16 protein-coding genes are annotated in these 15,274 nt (G+C 70.8%); 14 read left to right on the forward strand and 2 right to left on the reverse strand.

Features of this window, described 5'->3' with window-relative positions:
* Positions 1–9: 9 nt before the first annotated feature.
* Entirely contained in the window at positions 10–2,292 is a 2,283-nt protein-coding gene (locus tag AB0M80_RS08420; protein WP_364560765.1) for a transglycosylase domain-containing protein, read from the forward strand.
* Between the two features lie 89 nt (positions 2,293–2,381).
* On the opposite strand, the gene AB0M80_RS08425 is transcribed toward AB0M80_RS08420, so the two are convergent.
* Positions 2,382–3,428, reverse strand: a complete 1,047-nt coding sequence (locus AB0M80_RS08425) for a Gfo/Idh/MocA family oxidoreductase (RefSeq protein WP_364560768.1) — start codon at positions 3,426–3,428, stop codon at positions 2,382–2,384.
* Positions 3,429–3,483: 55 nt separating this feature from the next.
* On the opposite strand from AB0M80_RS08425, the gene AB0M80_RS08430 reads away from it, so the two are divergent.
* Both AB0M80_RS08430 and AB0M80_RS08435 read left to right on the forward strand, forming a co-directional pair.
* Complete coding sequence (locus AB0M80_RS08430) at positions 3,484–4,542, forward strand: ROK family transcriptional regulator (protein ID WP_364561998.1); 1,059 nt, start codon at positions 3,484–3,486, stop codon at positions 4,540–4,542.
* A gap of 48 nt (positions 4,543–4,590) precedes the next feature.
* A complete protein-coding gene (locus tag AB0M80_RS08435; protein ID WP_364560770.1) occupies positions 4,591–6,141 on the forward strand; it encodes a glycosyltransferase 87 family protein in 1,551 nt (516 codons plus the stop codon).
* On the opposite strand, the gene AB0M80_RS08440 is transcribed toward AB0M80_RS08435, so the two are convergent.
* Complete coding sequence (locus AB0M80_RS08440; protein WP_364560773.1) at positions 6,138–6,911, reverse strand: deoxyribonuclease IV; 774 nt, start codon at positions 6,909–6,911, stop codon at positions 6,138–6,140. The two genes, AB0M80_RS08435 and AB0M80_RS08440, sit on opposite strands and share 4 nt — an antisense overlap.
* 114 nt (positions 6,912–7,025) lie before the next feature.
* On the opposite strand from AB0M80_RS08440, the gene AB0M80_RS08445 reads away from it, so the two are divergent.
* From AB0M80_RS08445 to AB0M80_RS08495, 11 genes are all read left to right on the forward strand, one after another.
* On the forward strand, positions 7,026–7,841 hold the full coding sequence (locus AB0M80_RS08445; protein WP_364560776.1) for a hypothetical protein: 816 nt from the start codon (positions 7,026–7,028) through the stop codon (positions 7,839–7,841).
* A gap of 116 nt (positions 7,842–7,957) precedes the next feature.
* Positions 7,958–8,863 carry a hypothetical protein gene (locus tag AB0M80_RS08450; protein WP_364560778.1) on the forward strand — a complete coding sequence of 302 codons (906 nt, stop codon included), beginning with the start codon at positions 7,958–7,960 and terminating at the stop codon, positions 8,861–8,863.
* Positions 8,864–8,943: 80 nt separating this feature from the next.
* Positions 8,944–9,840 (forward strand): hypothetical protein, encoded by an 897-nt coding sequence (locus AB0M80_RS08455; RefSeq protein ID WP_364560781.1) that lies wholly within the window; start codon positions 8,944–8,946, stop codon positions 9,838–9,840.
* A gap of 104 nt (positions 9,841–9,944) precedes the next feature.
* A complete protein-coding gene (gene rpsF / locus AB0M80_RS08460) occupies positions 9,945–10,271 on the forward strand; it encodes a 30S ribosomal protein S6 (protein ID WP_176742059.1) in 327 nt (108 codons plus the stop codon).
* 17 nt (positions 10,272–10,288) lie between these two features.
* Positions 10,289–10,810 (forward strand): single-stranded DNA-binding protein, encoded by a 522-nt coding sequence (locus AB0M80_RS08465; protein WP_364560784.1) that lies wholly within the window; start codon positions 10,289–10,291, stop codon positions 10,808–10,810.
* 41 nt (positions 10,811–10,851) lie between these two features.
* Positions 10,852–11,100 carry a 30S ribosomal protein S18 gene (rpsR, locus tag AB0M80_RS08470; RefSeq protein WP_003098744.1) on the forward strand — a complete coding sequence of 83 codons (249 nt, stop codon included), beginning with the start codon at positions 10,852–10,854 and terminating at the stop codon, positions 11,098–11,100.
* 13 nt (positions 11,101–11,113) lie between these two features.
* Positions 11,114–11,575, forward strand: coding sequence for a 50S ribosomal protein L9 (gene rplI / locus AB0M80_RS08475; protein WP_364560787.1), 462 nt, complete (start codon positions 11,114–11,116; stop codon positions 11,573–11,575).
* Positions 11,576–11,706: 131 nt separating this feature from the next.
* Positions 11,707–12,063 (forward strand): hypothetical protein, encoded by a 357-nt coding sequence (locus AB0M80_RS08480; protein WP_364560789.1) that lies wholly within the window; start codon positions 11,707–11,709, stop codon positions 12,061–12,063.
* Complete coding sequence (locus AB0M80_RS08485; protein WP_364560791.1) at positions 12,060–12,659, forward strand: DUF3558 domain-containing protein; 600 nt, start codon at positions 12,060–12,062, stop codon at positions 12,657–12,659. The genes AB0M80_RS08480 and AB0M80_RS08485 overlap by 4 nt, the downstream gene beginning before the upstream one ends.
* 1 nt (position 12,660) lies before the next feature.
* A complete protein-coding gene (locus AB0M80_RS08490) occupies positions 12,661–14,034 on the forward strand; it encodes a hypothetical protein (RefSeq protein ID WP_364560794.1) in 1,374 nt (457 codons plus the stop codon).
* A 103-nt stretch (positions 14,035–14,137) separates the two neighbouring features.
* Positions 14,138–14,926 (forward strand): ESX secretion-associated protein EspG, encoded by a 789-nt coding sequence (locus AB0M80_RS08495; protein WP_364560797.1) that lies wholly within the window; start codon positions 14,138–14,140, stop codon positions 14,924–14,926.
* The last annotated feature ends 348 nt before the right edge of the window (positions 14,927–15,274 follow it).

Genomic DNA, 15,274 nt, shown 5'->3' on the forward strand with positions numbered 1-15,274 from the left:
GGACGGCCCGTGTACACCGACCGAAATCGCTCGAGGTCCGGCCGAAGGCCGGTTCCGCGTGGTCGCTACCAGCCACGCCGGCCTCTTCCGCGGCCGGACGCACCGGACGAGCCCGCTGCCGAAGTCCCCGCACCCGACCTGCGCAAACGCCGCTGGAAAACGGTCCGCCGGGTGCTGTACGTGCTGTCCGGCCTGTTCTTCCTGGTGCCCGCGATCGCGTTCGTGGTCACGTACCTCGCCGTCGACGTGCCTTCGCCCGGCACGGTCGCGCAGTCGCAGGGCCAGGCGGTCACCTACCTCTACGCCGACGGCACCGAGATGGGCAAGGACGTGCCCACCGGCGGGAACCGGCAGCTCCTCGACCCCAGCCAGATCCCCGACGTCGTCAAGAAGGCCGTGATCGCCACCGAGGACGCGTCCTTCGAGACCAACTCCGGCTTCGACGTCTCCGGCATCCTGCGGGCCGGCTACAACCAGGTCACCGGCGGGTCCGGCGGCGGGTCGACGATCTCGCAGCAGTACATCAAGGTCTCCTCCGGCGACGACGCGCCGACGTTGACGCGCAAGTGGGTCGAGCTCGCGAAGTCCTTCAAGATGAACCAGACCTACGAGAAGGCGGACATCATCACCGCCTACCTCAACATCATCTACTTCGGCCGCGGCGCGTACGGCCTCCAGGCGGCGGCGCAGGCGTACTTCGGCAAGGACGCCGCCCAGCTGACCTACTCCGAGGCCGCGTTGCTCGCCGGGCTGGTCCAGCAGCCGGGCCGTTCGGAGAACGCGACGGTGGCGCGCGACCGGTGGAACACCGCCCTGGACCGCATGCAGCGCAACGGTTACCTCACTGCCGCCGACCGGAAGGCGGCGAAGTTCCCGACGCCGATCCCGCTCGTCGATTCGCGGCAGGGCACCACGATCAACCCGTTCGTCAAGAAGCAGGTGAAGGCCGAGCTGGCCGCGGCGGGCATTCCCGAGGAGAAGTACTACTCGGGCGGGTTCCAGGTGTTCACGACGATCGACTCGAAGGCCCAGGACGCCGCCGAGAAGGCCGTGGCCCAGGGCATGGCCGGGCAGACCGACGACCGCATCCTCGACGCGCTGGTCGCCGTCGACCCGAAGTCCGGCGGCGTGCTCGCCTACTACGGCGGCGACCCGATCGTGAAGGGCCCGAACGGCGAGGACCAGGCCGGGCGCGACTGGGCGGACGAGCCGCACAACCCCGGGTCGTCGATGAAGCCGTTCGACCTCACCGCGTTCCTCAAGGGCGGCCGCGGCCTGAACGCGGTCTTCGACGGCCGCTCGCCGCGGACGTTCCCGGACGTCCCGCTGCCGGTGCGCAACGCCGGGACCAGCAGCAGCTGCTCCGAGCAGTGCACGGTCGCCGAGGCGATGCAGCGGTCCACGAACACCGTCTTCTACGACATGGTGCTCAACGTGACCAAGCCGTCCGGGGTCGCCGAGGCCGCACAGGAAGCGGGCATCCGCACGAAGGACAACGGCGGTCGCAGCGTGCTGTTCACCGGGGACAACAACATCTCCATCGGCGGCGGCCAGACCGCGGTCACCCCCGCGGACATGGCCGCGGCGTACGCGACGTTCGCCTCCGGCGGTGTCCAGCGTGGCCGCCACTTCGTGCAGAAGGTGACGAACTCGCAGGGCGAGACCGCCTACGAGGCCGATGTGCGCGAGACGGACGCGTTCGCGGACAACGACCGCCGCAAGAGCCAGCAGATCGCCGGGAACGTGACCGCCGCGCTGGCGCCGGTGATCCCGTTCTCGCGGCTGTCCTGCCCGGCCGGTCACGAGTGCGCGGGCAAGACCGGCACCCAGCAGCACACGCCCGGCGACGACGAACCCGCGTCCGCGGCGAACACGAACTCCCAGACGTGGATGGTCGGCTACACGCCGTCGGTCTCCGCCGCGGTGTGGGTGGGCAGCGACGGCGACAAGGCGCTGCGCGGCCCGACCGGCGCGCCGCTGACCCCGTCCGTCGTGGCCGGCCCGGTGTGGCAGCGGTTCATGCAGCTCTACCTCGGCGGGAAACCGGCCGAGCGCTTCGACCGGGTCCAGGCGATCACGTCCCCGCAGGACGACCAGCTGCAGCTCCAGTTGCAGCAGCAACAACAGCAGCAGCAGGACGAGCGCTTCACCATCGGCCGCGGCGGCAACAACCAAGACCAGCAGCAGCAACAGCAACAACAGAACCGCGACCGCGGCGACAACCGGCGCGACGGTCGCGGTCTCGGACGCGGCAACGGGAACGACACCGGCCAGGCCGATTTCGGCCCGTGACCACGCTCGCCGTCGCCTTCCTGGTCATCCGGAGAAGGAGGCCGTGACCTCGGAGCTGGGGGTCACCGAGGTCACGGCCGGTCAGGGGGTCAGAGCTCGACCACGGTGCCTTCGACGCCGGAGCGGTGGGCGGCCTCGATGACGCGCAGGGCCTCGACCGACGACGCCGGGTCGACCGGGAACTCGCCTTCGCCACGCAGCGCGTCGCGCACCTGGGCGTAGAACTGCTCGTAACGGCCGGTCTCGGTGGGCACGGTCTCGACGTCCGGGCCGACGCCCAGCTTCCCGGCGTCCCCCGCGGGTTCCGCACCCCAGCCGGCGTCACCGGGCCGCAGCCCCGCCTTGATCTGCGGTTCCTGCACGTCGAGGCCGTACTTGGTGAACGTCGCCCGGTCGCCGAGCACCCGGAAGCGCGGGTTCTGCGTGCCCGCGAGCGCGGACGCCCACAGGTGCGACCGGACGCCGTTGGCGTGGTGCAGCGCGACGAAGACGTCGTCGTCGACCTGGACGCCGGCGCGGCGGCGGTCGGTCTCCGCGTAGACCCGGGTGACCGGGCCGAACAGCTGCAGCGCCTGGTCGACGATGTGCGCGCCGAGGTCGTAGAGCAGGCCACCGGCCTCGGCCGGGTCGCCGAACTCGCGCCAGTTGTCCTTGGGCTTCGGCACCCAGCGGTCGTAGCGGGATTCGAAGCGGAACACCTCGCCGAGCCGTCCGGAACGGAGGACCTTCCGCACGGTGAGGAAGTCGGAGTCGAGCCGCCGGTTCTGGAAGACCGTCAGGCCGACGCCCGCCGCCTTCGCCGCGGCGACGACCCGCTCGGCTTCGGCCGCGGTCGGCGCGAACGGCTTGTCCACGACCACCGGCAGGCCGGCTTCGATCGCCCGCAGCGCGAGCGGCACGTGCGTGCGGTTGGGGGTGCTGACCACGACGAGGTCGAGGCCGGCCGCCCGCTCGAACAACGCGTCGGCGTCGGGCACGATCTCCGCGCCCGGGTGGTCGGTGCGCGCCTGGCCGGCATTGCTCGACGTCGTGATCACCGCCGGGGTGAGCCCGGGCGTCGCCGCCACCAGCGGCGCGTGGAACACGCGTCCGCCGATGCCGTACCCGAGGATGCCCACGCGCAAGTCGTCCGCCATGCCGTCATTAAACAACAGCGTTGCCTAATTGGCCAGACGTGCGAAGATCTCGCTCATGGCGGCCACCGGGGTGAACCTGCGCGACGTGCGCGAGCACAACCGTGCCCTGCTGCTCACGCACATCCTGCGCGCCGGCGGCCTCAGCCGGGTGGAGCTCGCCGAACGCACCGGGCTCACCCAGCAGGCCGTCTCCAAGATCGTCCCCGAACTCCTCGACACCGGCTTGCTGGACGAGCAACGGCAACCGTCCGCCGGGGTCGGCAAGCCCCGCACGCGGCTGCGCATCCGGGCCGGCGCCAAGCACGCGCTCGGCGCGCGCCTCGACCGCGACGAGTTCCGCGTGTTGCGCACCAACCTCGTCGGCGAGGTCGAGGAGACGGCCGGTGGCCCGCTCCCGCCCGGCTTCACGCCCGCGCAGGCCGTCGACGCCATCGGTGCCACCGCACTCGAACTCGCCGACGGCTTCGACGTGCTCGGTCTCGGCCTCGGCGCGGTCGGCCCGCTGGACCACCACGCCGGCCTGGTCCGCGCCGCGACGAACATGCCCGGCTGGCAGGACGTCCCCTTGCGCGAGCTGCTGGAGAAGCGCACCGGACTGCCGGTGACGCTCGACAAGAACACGAACGCCGCCGCGTTCGCCCAGCTCTGGCCGCACGGCGAGCCGACAGCGACCGCGGTGGTGCTCGTCGGCACCGGCATCGGCGTCGGCCTGCTGATCGACGGGCGGCTCTACCGCGGCCCGCGGACCAACGCCGGTGAGTTCGGGCACACCACGATCGCCTACGACGGGCCACGCTGCGCGTGCGGGCGGCGCGGCTGCGTCGAGATCATGGCCAAGCGGGCGCCCGACACCCGGACCGCCGCCGGCTTCCTCGGCATCGGACTGGCCGACCTGGTGCAGGTGCTCGACCTCGAGCGGATCGTGCTGGCCGGGCGGGCGGTCCGCGACGAGCCGGGCGTCCACCGCGAAGCCGTCTCGGCCCGGCTCGAGGAGCTCCTGCCGCTGCCGCACTGGCAGCGCATCGAAGTCGTCGAGGACGCCTTCGGTGAGGAGATCGTCACCCGCGGCGCCGCGGCCGAGGTCCTGGCCTCGTACTACGCGAATCCGGCATGATCACCGGCTTCACCACCGCGCACGCCGATCACCGATACCATCCGCCTCGTGCCAGAGGAGATCACGCGGGAGCCGGAACCCGGCCCCGTGACCCTGACCCGGGCGGACCGAATCGTCCCGAGCTGGAACGAGCCGCTCGCGGCGGCGGTCACCAGACCCCTCGGCGGCCCGCTCGGTGAGCACGCAGCGGTCGGCAGGCACTGGTTCTGGTCGCCCCAGCGCGTCGGGCTGCTGCTGGCCACCCTGGCGCTGATGCTCTGCTGGTTCGGCAAGGGCTCCTGCATCCAGCAGTACCAGGACTCCAGCGGCGCCACCCAGCTCGACTGGCGCGCGGGCCGCCCGTTCGTCGCCATGTGCTACTCCGACATCGTGCCGCTCTACGGCTCCGAGCGGCTCGACCGGCCGGGCACCTTCCCGTACTACACGTCGTGGAAGGAGAACTCGCAGACCGCCGAGGACAACACCCGGTACATGGAGTACCCGGTGCTCACCGGCCTCTTCCAGTGGGCGAACGCGAAGCTCGCGGCGGGCTGGCTGAACGTCGCCGAGTCCGGCTGGCTCCCCGGCGCGCTGCCGGTGGCGGTCTACTTCGACATCACGGCGTTCTTACTGGCGGTCGCGTGGCTGGTCACCGTGTGGGCGACCGGCCGGACGGTGAGACGCCGTCCGTGGGACATGGTCCTGGTGGCGATCTCGCCGCTGGTCTTGGTGCACGCCTTCACCAACTTCGACGCGTTGGCGACCGCGTTCACCGCGACCGGCCTGCTCGCCTGGGCGCGCAAACGTCTCCTGCTCGCCGGGCTCCTGCTCGGCCTCGGCGCGACGGCGAAGCTCTACCCGCTCTTCCTGCTCGGTGTGCTGTTCGCGCTGTGCCTGCGCGCGGGGAAGCTCACCCCGTTCTGGAAGACCGCGGGCGCCGCCGTCGTGACGTGGCTGGCGGTGAACGCGCCGTTCATCCTCACCGCGACCCGCGGCTGGTGGGAGTTCTTCCGGATGAGCACCCTGCGGCCGATGGACCCGGACTCGCTGTACAACGTCTTCTCGTACACGACCGGGTGGGCCGGGTTCGACGGCGTGCTGCAGAAGAACCAGACGCCGACGTACCTGAACATCACGGTGGCCGTGCTGTTCCTCGCCTGCTGCGCCGGGATCGCCTACCTCGCGCTCGCGGCGCCGCGCCGGCCACGTGTCGGCCAGCTCGCGTTCCTCGTCGTGGCCGCGTTCCTGCTGACGAACAAGGTGTGGAGCCCGCAGTACTCGCTCTGGCTCGTCCCGCTGGCCGTGCTGGCCATCCCGCGCTGGCGGCTGCTGCTCGGCTGGATGCTGATCGACGCCGTGGTCTGGGTGCCGCGGATGTTCTACTACCTCGGCATCGACCACAAGGGCCTGCCCGAAGGCTGGTTCCTCGGCACGGTGTTCCTGCGTGATCTGGCCGTCGTCGCGCTGTGCGTGCTGGTGGTCCGGGAGATCTACCGCCCGGCCACCGACCTCGTCCGGATCGACGGCGACGACGACCCGGCCGGCGGCTTCCTCGACGGCGCCCGCGACGTGATCATCCCGAACGCCACCCGGCGCCGCCGGAAGGCCGTGGCCGCCTAACCCAGCTGTTCGCGCAGGTAGGCGATGTCGGCGGCCTGACCGTCCGCGGGCGTCTCGACGACGACGGGGGCGCCCGCCTCGCGGGCGACGGCGACCAGCACCTCGGGGTCGATCGTCCCTTCGCCCTGTACGACGTTGGCGTGCCGGTCGCGGGTCGAGCCGAACTCGTCGCGGGAGTTGTTGAGGTGCACCAGGTCGATCCGGCCGGTGATGGCCTTGACCCGCTCGACGGCGGTCGCCAGGTCCCAGCCCGCGGCGAACGCGTGGCAGGTGTCCAGGCAGAACCCGGCGCCGAACTCGCCGACCTTGTCCCACAGCCGGGCGATGACCTCGAGGTCGCGGGTCATCGCGTTCTCGCCGCCGGCGGTGTTCTCGATCAGGATCGGGACCTTGAAGCCGCCCTTCTCCTGCTCGCGCTCGAACAGCTTGCGCCAGTTGTCCAGGCCGGCCTCGACGTCGTCGGTCGCGCCGACGTGCCCGCCGTGCACGATCAGGCCCTTCGCGCCGATCGCGGCGGCGCCGTCCGCGTGCTGGGTGACGTTCTTCCGGGACGGGATCCGGATCCGGTTGTTCAGCGAAGCCACGTTGATGAGGTACGGCGAGTGGATGAACACCTCGACCGGGTCGGCCTGGATGGCCTCGCCGCGGGGGTGCGGCTTCGGGGCCTTCCAGCCCTGCGGGTCGGAGAGGAAGAACTGGACGACGTCGGCTTTGCGCTCGGCGACCGCGGTCAACGGGTCGTCGTCACGGACATGGGCGCCAATCAGCATGCCGAGCACGCTACTCCGGGGGATTTTCCCGCCGGTGGGACCGGTTGGTGACGCTCGTGGAGTACCGTGAGCGCGTTCAGTGATCCAGATTGGTCCGACTGCCGGAGGGCACCGATGGGGAAGCACGTCGCCCGGATCACCGCTTTGGGGTTCACCATCGCCGCTTCGGCCGCGCTCGCGGCGCCGGGCCTGGCGAGCGCGGAAACCAGCCCCACCCTCGGCGGGAGCTGCCAGGCCACGCTGCAGAACGGCGACTCGACCGGCCTGGTGCTGGACGCCGGTGCCCCGCTGAACGCCCCGAACCAGCTCACCGTCGGCCTCGACTCGAGCTCGCGGAACACGAACGGCTCGGCCCCCTTGCTCACGCTGCCGCTGGGCGACACCGTGAAGGCGCTCGGCCTCGGCCGGGTGCCCCTGGTCGGCGACGTGGCGGCGAAGGGCGTCTGCCCGGCCGCGCAGGACACCGTCAACACCGTCGGCGCACTGACACAAGGAGTGGCCGCCGAACTGCCGCCGCTGCCCCTGCCGCCGGACCCGGGGCCGGGCCCGAACCCGCCGGCCCCGCCTGCGCCGCCCGAGCCGACCCCGCCGAGCCCGGGACCGGGACCGGGTCCGAACCCGCCCGGCACCAGCACCGGCCCGGTGATCACGAACCCGGGGAACGCGAGCCTGCCGGGTGACGCGATCTCGGGCATCTTCACCAACGCCGCACTGCTGCCGGGCAGCCTGGTGCAGGCGCCGGTGATCGCGCAGATCATCCCCGGCCAGCAGATCCCGCCGCCGACCGTCGACGCCCAGAAGTCCGGTACCGCCGAGGCCCTGCCGGGGGTCACCCCGCCGGCGAAGCTGCCGATGCTGCTGGCGGTCCTGGCACTGGCGATCGTCGCGGCGGCGCTCGTCCGGGCCTGGATCCGGCGCAGCCCCGCCTGACGCACGGTGACGCCCGCTTCCACTCGAATGCCGGACATTTCTGAACGAGCGGGCGTTACCCGGCTGTCTTAACGTCGTTGTCCTGGGCAGAGGCGACGACACCAGGGGCGGTGAGCATGCAGGATCGGACACGGAGGGCCACAGCGGTCGGTGCGACGGCGTTCGTTCTCGCCGGTTCGGCCGTGCTCGGTCTGCCCGGCACCGCCTCGGCCGAGACGAAGACCGTGCCCTGCGGCAGCACCGTGACGGCCGAGCCGGGCGACCACGTCCAAGGCTCGCTGCTCGGCCTGCCGCTCATCGACCTGGGCATCGTCACCCAGGCGACCACCGTGCTGACCACCACCGTGAGCGGGCTGCTCAACACCGTCTGCAGGGTCACCGTGAACGTGGTGAACACCGTCGTCTCACCGGTACCGGTGGTCGGCGGGCCGGCGGCGAGCGCGATCAACCAGGGCGTCCAAGGCGTGACCAGCGGCGCTCAGCAGGGGCTGAGCGCGGTGAGCGGTGGCGGCAGGCAGTCGTCGCCGCAGCCCGGTACCGGGACGGGCGGCAGCCCGCAGCAACCGCCGTCCTCGGGCGGGACCGGGGGCGCGCCGCAGGGCGGCACCCCGGCGGGCACCACGCCGATCCCCGAGGCGAACAGCCCGCTCCTGCCCGGCTTCTCGAGCACCCCGGTGTTCGGCGGTTTCCCCTTCACCCTCGGCACGGGCTACGCGCCGATGCGCGACTACAGCGGCATCCCGTTCGCGACGGCCGGGTTGTTCACGCCGTCGCCGGCGATCCGGTACGGCAGCCAGATCCCGGGTTACGCCCCGCAGTACGGTCTCACCAGCCCGGAAGGTTCCTCGGACGGCAACGCCGGCGTCCAGACCGCGGGCCAGGCCGAAGCGCTACCCTCGGCAACGGACGGCTTCACGAACGGGTCGAATCTGCCGATGTTGATTGCGGTTCTGGCGCTGTCCGGAGTCAGTGCGGGGCTCGTCCGCACCTGGGTGCTCCGCCGAATGGCCGCTGCGAATTGATCCAACTGCCGAGTATCTTTCACGTATCTCCCTCGTTCATCCTGTTGTTCAGGACGACGTCCCCATAGCCCACGGAGGAAGTGCTCGTGCGGAACATCCCCACCTGGCAGACGACCCGCCGAGCACTGACCGTCACCGCAGTTGCCGCTTTCGTGACCGGCGGCGCGTTCCTTTCCGCGGGCACGGCCTCCGCGGCCCAGCAAATCGTCAGCAACAGCTGCACGGGCACGGTCACCGGCCAGATGGGCGACCAGGTCGCGATCGACGGCGCCTCGGTGAAGACCCTCGTCACGAACGGCGCGAACAACGCCGGGACCCTCGCGATCGGCAGCTGGGCGGGCGACTCCATCGCCAAGAACCACGCGATCCCGGTGGGCCAGGTGCCGAACTCCGCGGGCGGCGAGGCGAGCGGTGCCGCGATCGGCAAGGCGGTCCGCACCGCGCTGGCCGCCTCGGGCACCTGGGGACTCGGGCTCGACTGGAACAAGACCTTGAACAGCGTGGAGAGCACGGTCGCGAAGGGCTGCAACCTCACGCTGCTGGCCAGCAACTACGCGGCTCCCAGCACGCCCGCGCAGCAGAACGCGGGTGCCCCGCAGGGCGGCACCGGGACCACGCCCGGCGGCGCCTCCGGCAACCTGTCCAACCTGAACCCGGGCACCGCCGGCGGTACGGGCGGCAGCGCGCCGATGCGGGACTACAGCGGCATCCCGACGGCCACCGCCGGCACGGCCGTCGCCCCGGGCGTGCGCTACCCGGCGAACGGCACCCTCCCCGGCGACGCGTCGGCCCCGCAGGCGGGCGCGGGCGACCAGAGCGGCCAGGGCGTGGACATCCGCGACGCCGGCAACGCGCAGTCGCTGGCCTCGAACAGCGCGTCGAACGACGTGCAGCTGCCGATGCTGCTCGCGGTGATCGTGCTCGCCGGGGTGACCGCCGGGCTGGTCCGCACCTGGGTCCTGCGCCGGGCCGCCTGACCCCCCGCCGTCCGGTCCCGCCGGTACCCCCAGGTAGCCTTACCTGGACAAACCCTCCTGTCACGGACAGTCCGTGACCGCGAGCCCATAGGAGGTGAGTGGTTGTGTCACGCCATTACGAGGTAATGGTCATCCTGGACCCCACGCTCGACGAGCGCACTGTCGCTCCGACGCTGGACACCTTCCTCAACGTGATCCGCACTTCGGGCGGAAGCGTCGAGAAGGTCGACGTCTGGGGCCGTCGTCGCCTCTCGTACGAGATCAAGAAGCACGCCGAGGGCATCTACGCCCTGCTCGACCTGAACTCGTCCTCGGACGCGGTGAAGGAGCTGGACCGCCAGCTGTCGCTGCAGGAAACCGTGCTCCGCACCAAGGTCATGCGTCGCGAGGTCAAGCGCGCCGCGGCCAAGCCCGCCGCCGCCAAGGCCTGAGCCGAAGGGGAATCCCGATGGCTGGAGACACCGTCATCACGGTGATCGGCAACCTCACGTCCGACCCGGAACTGCGCTTCACCCCCTCCGGTGCGGCGGTCGCGAACTTCACCGTCGCGTCCACCCCGCGCACGCTCGACAAGCAGTCGGGCGAGTGGAAGGACGGCGAGGCGCTGTTCCTGCGCTGCAACATCTGGCGGCAGGCGGCGGAGAACGTCGCCGAGTCCCTGACCCGCGGCGCCCGCGTCGTCGTGCAGGGCCGCCTCAAGCAGCGGTCGTTCGAGACGAAGGAAGGCGAGAAGCGGACCGTCGTCGAGCTCGAGGTCGACGAGATCGGCCCCTCGCTGCGCTACGCCACGGCCAAGGTCAACAAGGTCAGCCGCGGTGGCGGCGGCGGTGGTGACTTCGGCGGCGGCGGTGGCGGTGGGAACCGCGGCGGCGGCGGTGGCGGAATGCCGGCCGACGACCCGTGGGGTTCCGCCCCGGCCGCGAGCAGCGGTGGCGGTGGCGGCGGCTTCTCCGACGAGCCCCCCTTCTGATCTCGTACACATCCACAAGATTTGAATTCCAGGAGTAACCAGTGGCCAAGCCACCCATTCGCAAGCCCAAGAAGAAGGTCTGCGTGTTCTGCAAGGCCGAGAAAAAGGGCCGCCCGGAACTGATCGACTACAAGGACACCAACCTGCTGCGGAAGTACATCTCCGACCGCGGCAAGATCCGTGCCCGTCGCGTCACCGGCAACTGCAGCCAGCACCAGCGTGACATCGCCATCGCGGTCAAGAACTCCCGCGAGATGGCGCTGCTGCCCTACACCTCGACCGCGCGCTAAGGGGGGCACTGAAATGGCGAAGATCATCCTCACCACGGACGTGGCCAACCTGGGCGGCCCCGGCGACATCGTCGAGGTCAAGGACGGTTACGCGCGCAACTACCTGCTCCCGCGGGGCTACGCGATCGCGGCCTCCAAGGGCGCGGAGAAGAACGTGCGCACCATCCAGCGCGCGCAGGAGAGCCGTCGCATCCGCGACCTCGACCACGCCAAGGAAATCAAGGCGGCGCTGGAAGGCCTCGGTGCCATCCAGCTGACCGGCAAGGCGGCCGAGGGCTCGAAGAAGCTCTTCGGTTCGATCACCTCGGCCGAGATCGTGGCCGCGATCAAGGCGGCCGGTGGCCCGCTGCTCGACAAGCGCGTCATCGAGCTGCGCGACCACATCAAGACCGTGGGCAAGCACTCGGTCGGCGCCCGGCTGCACCCGGACGTCAAGGTCGACGTGCGGCTCGAGGTCAAGGCCGTCGCGCAGTAGTAAGGCAGCAAGTCGTGAGAAGGCGGGTCGCCCCTTGGTGGGCGGCCCGCCTTCACGCTTTTCGGGGAACCTCGGACGCCGCGGCGGCGTCGGAGGAGAATGGGCGCCGGACGCGAAGGGGATGGATCGGGATGGGTAACGAGGTCAACATGTCCGCGCCGGCCGGTGGCGGCGGCGGCTTCACGTTCGACGCCGACAAGATCGACGGCGTCATCAAGAAGTGGCAGGACCTGAAGGCCGACCTGAAACGCGACTACGCCGACGCCAACCTGATGGCGAACGTGAAGGCGCCCGGCAAGGAATTCGCGAGCGGCGACTGGGAGAAGCTCGCGAACCCGTCCGGCAAGGCGTTCCTCGAGCAGAACCGGAAGATGCAGGACTACGTCCAGAACTACATCGACGCGCTCACCGCGGCCAAGCAGAAGATCACCACCAAGGAGTCGGACACCCACGCCGACCTTTCGAAGACGGGGAACCAGGCCACGTGAACCGACGACTCACCGCCGTCCCGGCGCTGGCCTTCGCCGTGCTCGCCGTCGCCGGCTGCGACGGCAAGACCCGCGGCACCGCCAACCCGGCGCCGTCCACGGCCGAATCGAGCAGCGAGACCACCCGGTCCACCGCCGACACCGCACCGAGGGTCCCCAGCCCGCTGGCGACCGGGTCGATCACCTCGGACGCCTGCGCGACGCTGTCGGCGTCGGCGCGCTCCGGCCTGGGGCTCGGCGAAGGCGAGCCGCGCTCCACGGGCAACGGCCCGAGCTGCACGTTCCAGGAAGCGGCCGACCCCGGCAACCAGATCGACGTGACCACGGTGACGGCGAACAAGAACGGCCTCCAGGACGTCTACGACACCAAGGCGAACGACGCCTACTGGGGCGAGACCCAGGCCGCCGGGTACCCGGGCGTCTACGCCGCCGCGGTGGACGACCGCAAGAACGGCAAGTGCGGACTGTTCGTCGCGGTGACCGACCAGCTGACGGTGAACATCCTGGTGCAGTACGACAACGGCGCCGGGGCGTCCGACCCGTGCTCGGTGGCGATGAAGTTCGGCGAGGCCATGATCCACACCTTGGGAGGCTGACATGCTGGAACTGGTGCTTCTCGGTGGCTTCGCCGCGTACAACATGGCCACCACGCATTCGGACGACCACACGTCGGTGCAGGGCGAACGGAAGATCGACTGCTACGACATCTGGGAGAAGATCACCACCGGTCCCGGTCCGGGCTCGATCGAGAGCGGGCAGTCGGCGGCGAGCCGGCTGAAGGGCGCCTACTCCGAACGGCTCGGCACCATCGACACGCTGGCCAAGGAGATGGACGCGGCCTGGACGGGCAGCGGCGCCGAGGCGGCGCAGAACGCCGGTGCCCACCCGCTGCGGGTGTGGATGGAGGACTCCGGCACCAAGCTCACCGACTCCGACAAGTACCTCGGCGAACAGCACAGCGCCTTCACCACGGTGCACGCCCAGGTGCAGCCGGTGCCGAAGGACCCGCCGAAGAACAACCTGCTCAACGCGGTGACGCCGTGGACGACCGACACCGACCGGGCGATCCGCGACTACAACGCCAAGGGCCAGGCCAACGTCGACGCCTTCAACACCTACTACAAGGCGAGCAACGACAACGGCCAGAAGATGCCGACGTACTCCGCGCTCCAGGGCCAGCAGAAGAACGTCAACGTCGACGGCGGCAAGGACGGCAAGGACGGCAAGAAGAAGCCGGATGACAAGAACGGCACCGGGACCGGCACCGGGGACGGCACGGGAACCGGGACCGGCACGGGACCCGGCGGCGTGAACATGCCCGGCCCGGGCGGTGTCCCGTCGTTCCCCGGCCAGCCGAACACCCCCGGCGGCAGCTTCGACCCGTCGAAGGTGCCGGGCTTCAACGACCGCTCCAACGTTCCGAACTTCGACCCCTCGAAGGTCCCCGGCGGGAACTACGACCCGTCCCAGCTCCCCGGGGGCAGCAACTACACGCCGCCGAACTTCGGCGACGGCACCCACTCCTCAGGGTTCACCCCGCCGAAGATCCCCGGTGCCGGCGGCTTCGGCCCGGGTGGCTCGGGGAGCGCGGGCGGCGCGGGGGACTTCTCCATCCCCGGCGGCGGCTTCGGGCCGGGCGGCTCGGGCGGGATCGGCGACCCGGCGGCGGGCTTCGGGCCGGGCGGCGTGGGCTTCGGGCCCGGCGGCTCGACCGGTGCGGCCATGCCCGGCGGTGCGGACGCGGCCGGCAGCGGCCGGGGCGGCGCGGGCGCCGGCGGGGCGATGGGCGGCGCGGCGGCGGGCCGCGGCGGCGGCGCCACCGGAATGGGTGGCATGGGCGGCATGGGTCACGGCGCCAAGGGCCAAGGCGGCGGCGACGAAGAACGCACGTCGAAGTACCTGCTCGGCGACGACCCGAACGACATCTTCGGGACCGACGAGCTGACCGCGCCGCCGGTCATCGGCGAGTAGCGCACGCGGGCCGCCGGGCGCGTGCCAAGATGGGCGCGCCCGGCTCTCGCGGGTTCACCAAGCTGATCTTCACTGGGTTCGAGCTTCACTGGGGGAAAGAGCGGTGCTGGACAGGCAGGTCACCATCACGACCGGCACCTTGATCAACCTGATCCGGCGGCGGGGCGGCGAGCCGCACACGGTGCTGTCCGAAACGCCGACCTGGTACAGCGACGAGACCCAGCGCGCCGAGGACGAGCGGACCAACGCCGAGCTCGCCAAGGCGGGGCTGTTCGGCCCGCGCGGCATGCACCCCGGGTTCGTCGCGACGATCGAAGCGATCGCCCGGCCGCAGCTGGAGTACTACGGCTGGATCGACGGCGGGTTCCAGGGCAAGCCGGTGAGCTACCGGCTGCTCGCCGGCAGCGCCGGCGGCGAGGCGTTCGTGCTGGCCAAGCACGAGGAGCTGGACGTCGTCGTGCTGGCGTCGTCGCGCCCCGGTGAGCTGCTCGACGACTTCCTCGGCCAGATCCCGAAGCTGGCACCCGGCCGCGGGACGCCGCTCGCGGTGCCGAAGAGCGAGATCGAGGGGACCGCCCGCAGCGACGAGGGCGCGTTCGAGGTGCTCCGCAACCACCGCCCCGCCGAAGGGTCGCAGGAGGTCGAAGAGCTCCGCCGGATCCTCGCGTTGCGCCGGATGGGGAGTGGCAGTCTCTACGTCGCGGCCCGTAGCCGTACCGGCGCGCGCCACCGGATCGAACGCCCGGTGAACTACATCGATACGTCGGAAGGCCGGTGGCTGACCGAGGAGATTCCGGGCCGGGGCGAAAATCGGATCGCCTTCACCCCGGCCGACCAGCGCGTTCTCGCAGACCGGTTACGCAGCGCACAGGGCCGGCTTACCGCGGCCTGACCGGACGGGCATTCAGCCGACCGGGTAGCGTGCCCACCCTCCGTAGTATTCATCCACAGGTCGCGCCGTCCAATGGGCCTGAGCTGGTCCACGACACGCCGAAGGACGGACTTCGCGCGACACGCCGGACGAGTTTTCCGCAAGTTCTCCACACCTTGTGCACAGGGCCTGACCTGGGCATTCAGCAAACGCGATCACGCTTGTCCCCAACTTGTCCACAGCTCTCGCGGCACCTGTGATTGGTTACCCCCATTCATCCACAGGTTGTCCACAGAAGGGTCCCCATGCTGAATTGCCATCGGCCTTCCGGGGGATCTAGCGTGCCCGCTCGGGCCTGTACTCACGGTG

It is taken from the genome of Amycolatopsis sp. NPDC051045 (assembly GCF_040682955.1).
Lineage (GTDB): Bacteria > Actinomycetota > Actinomycetes > Mycobacteriales > Pseudonocardiaceae > Amycolatopsis.

Bases quoted from the DNA above. Each gene is read 5' to 3' on its own strand.
- AB0M80_RS08425 (WP_364560768.1), bottom strand. From the start codon at position 3,428: ATGGCGGACGACTTGCGCGTGGGCATCCTCGGGTACGGCATCGGCGGA.
- AB0M80_RS08430 (WP_364561998.1), top strand. From the start codon at position 3,484: ATGGCGGCCACCGGGGTGAACCTGCGCGACGTGCGCGAGCACAACCGT.
- AB0M80_RS08440 (WP_364560773.1), bottom strand. From the start codon at position 6,911: ATGCTGATTGGCGCCCATGTCCGTGACGACGACCCGTTGACCGCGGTC.
- AB0M80_RS08445 (WP_364560776.1), top strand. From the start codon at position 7,026: ATGGGGAAGCACGTCGCCCGGATCACCGCTTTGGGGTTCACCATCGCC.
- AB0M80_RS08450 (WP_364560778.1), top strand. From the start codon at position 7,958: ATGCAGGATCGGACACGGAGGGCCACAGCGGTCGGTGCGACGGCGTTC.
- AB0M80_RS08465 (WP_364560784.1), top strand. From the start codon at position 10,289: ATGGCTGGAGACACCGTCATCACGGTGATCGGCAACCTCACGTCCGAC.
- rplI (WP_364560787.1), top strand. From the start codon at position 11,114: ATGGCGAAGATCATCCTCACCACGGACGTGGCCAACCTGGGCGGCCCC.
- AB0M80_RS08480 (WP_364560789.1), top strand. From the start codon at position 11,707: ATGGGTAACGAGGTCAACATGTCCGCGCCGGCCGGTGGCGGCGGCGGC.
- AB0M80_RS08490 (WP_364560794.1), top strand. From the start codon at position 12,661: ATGCTGGAACTGGTGCTTCTCGGTGGCTTCGCCGCGTACAACATGGCC.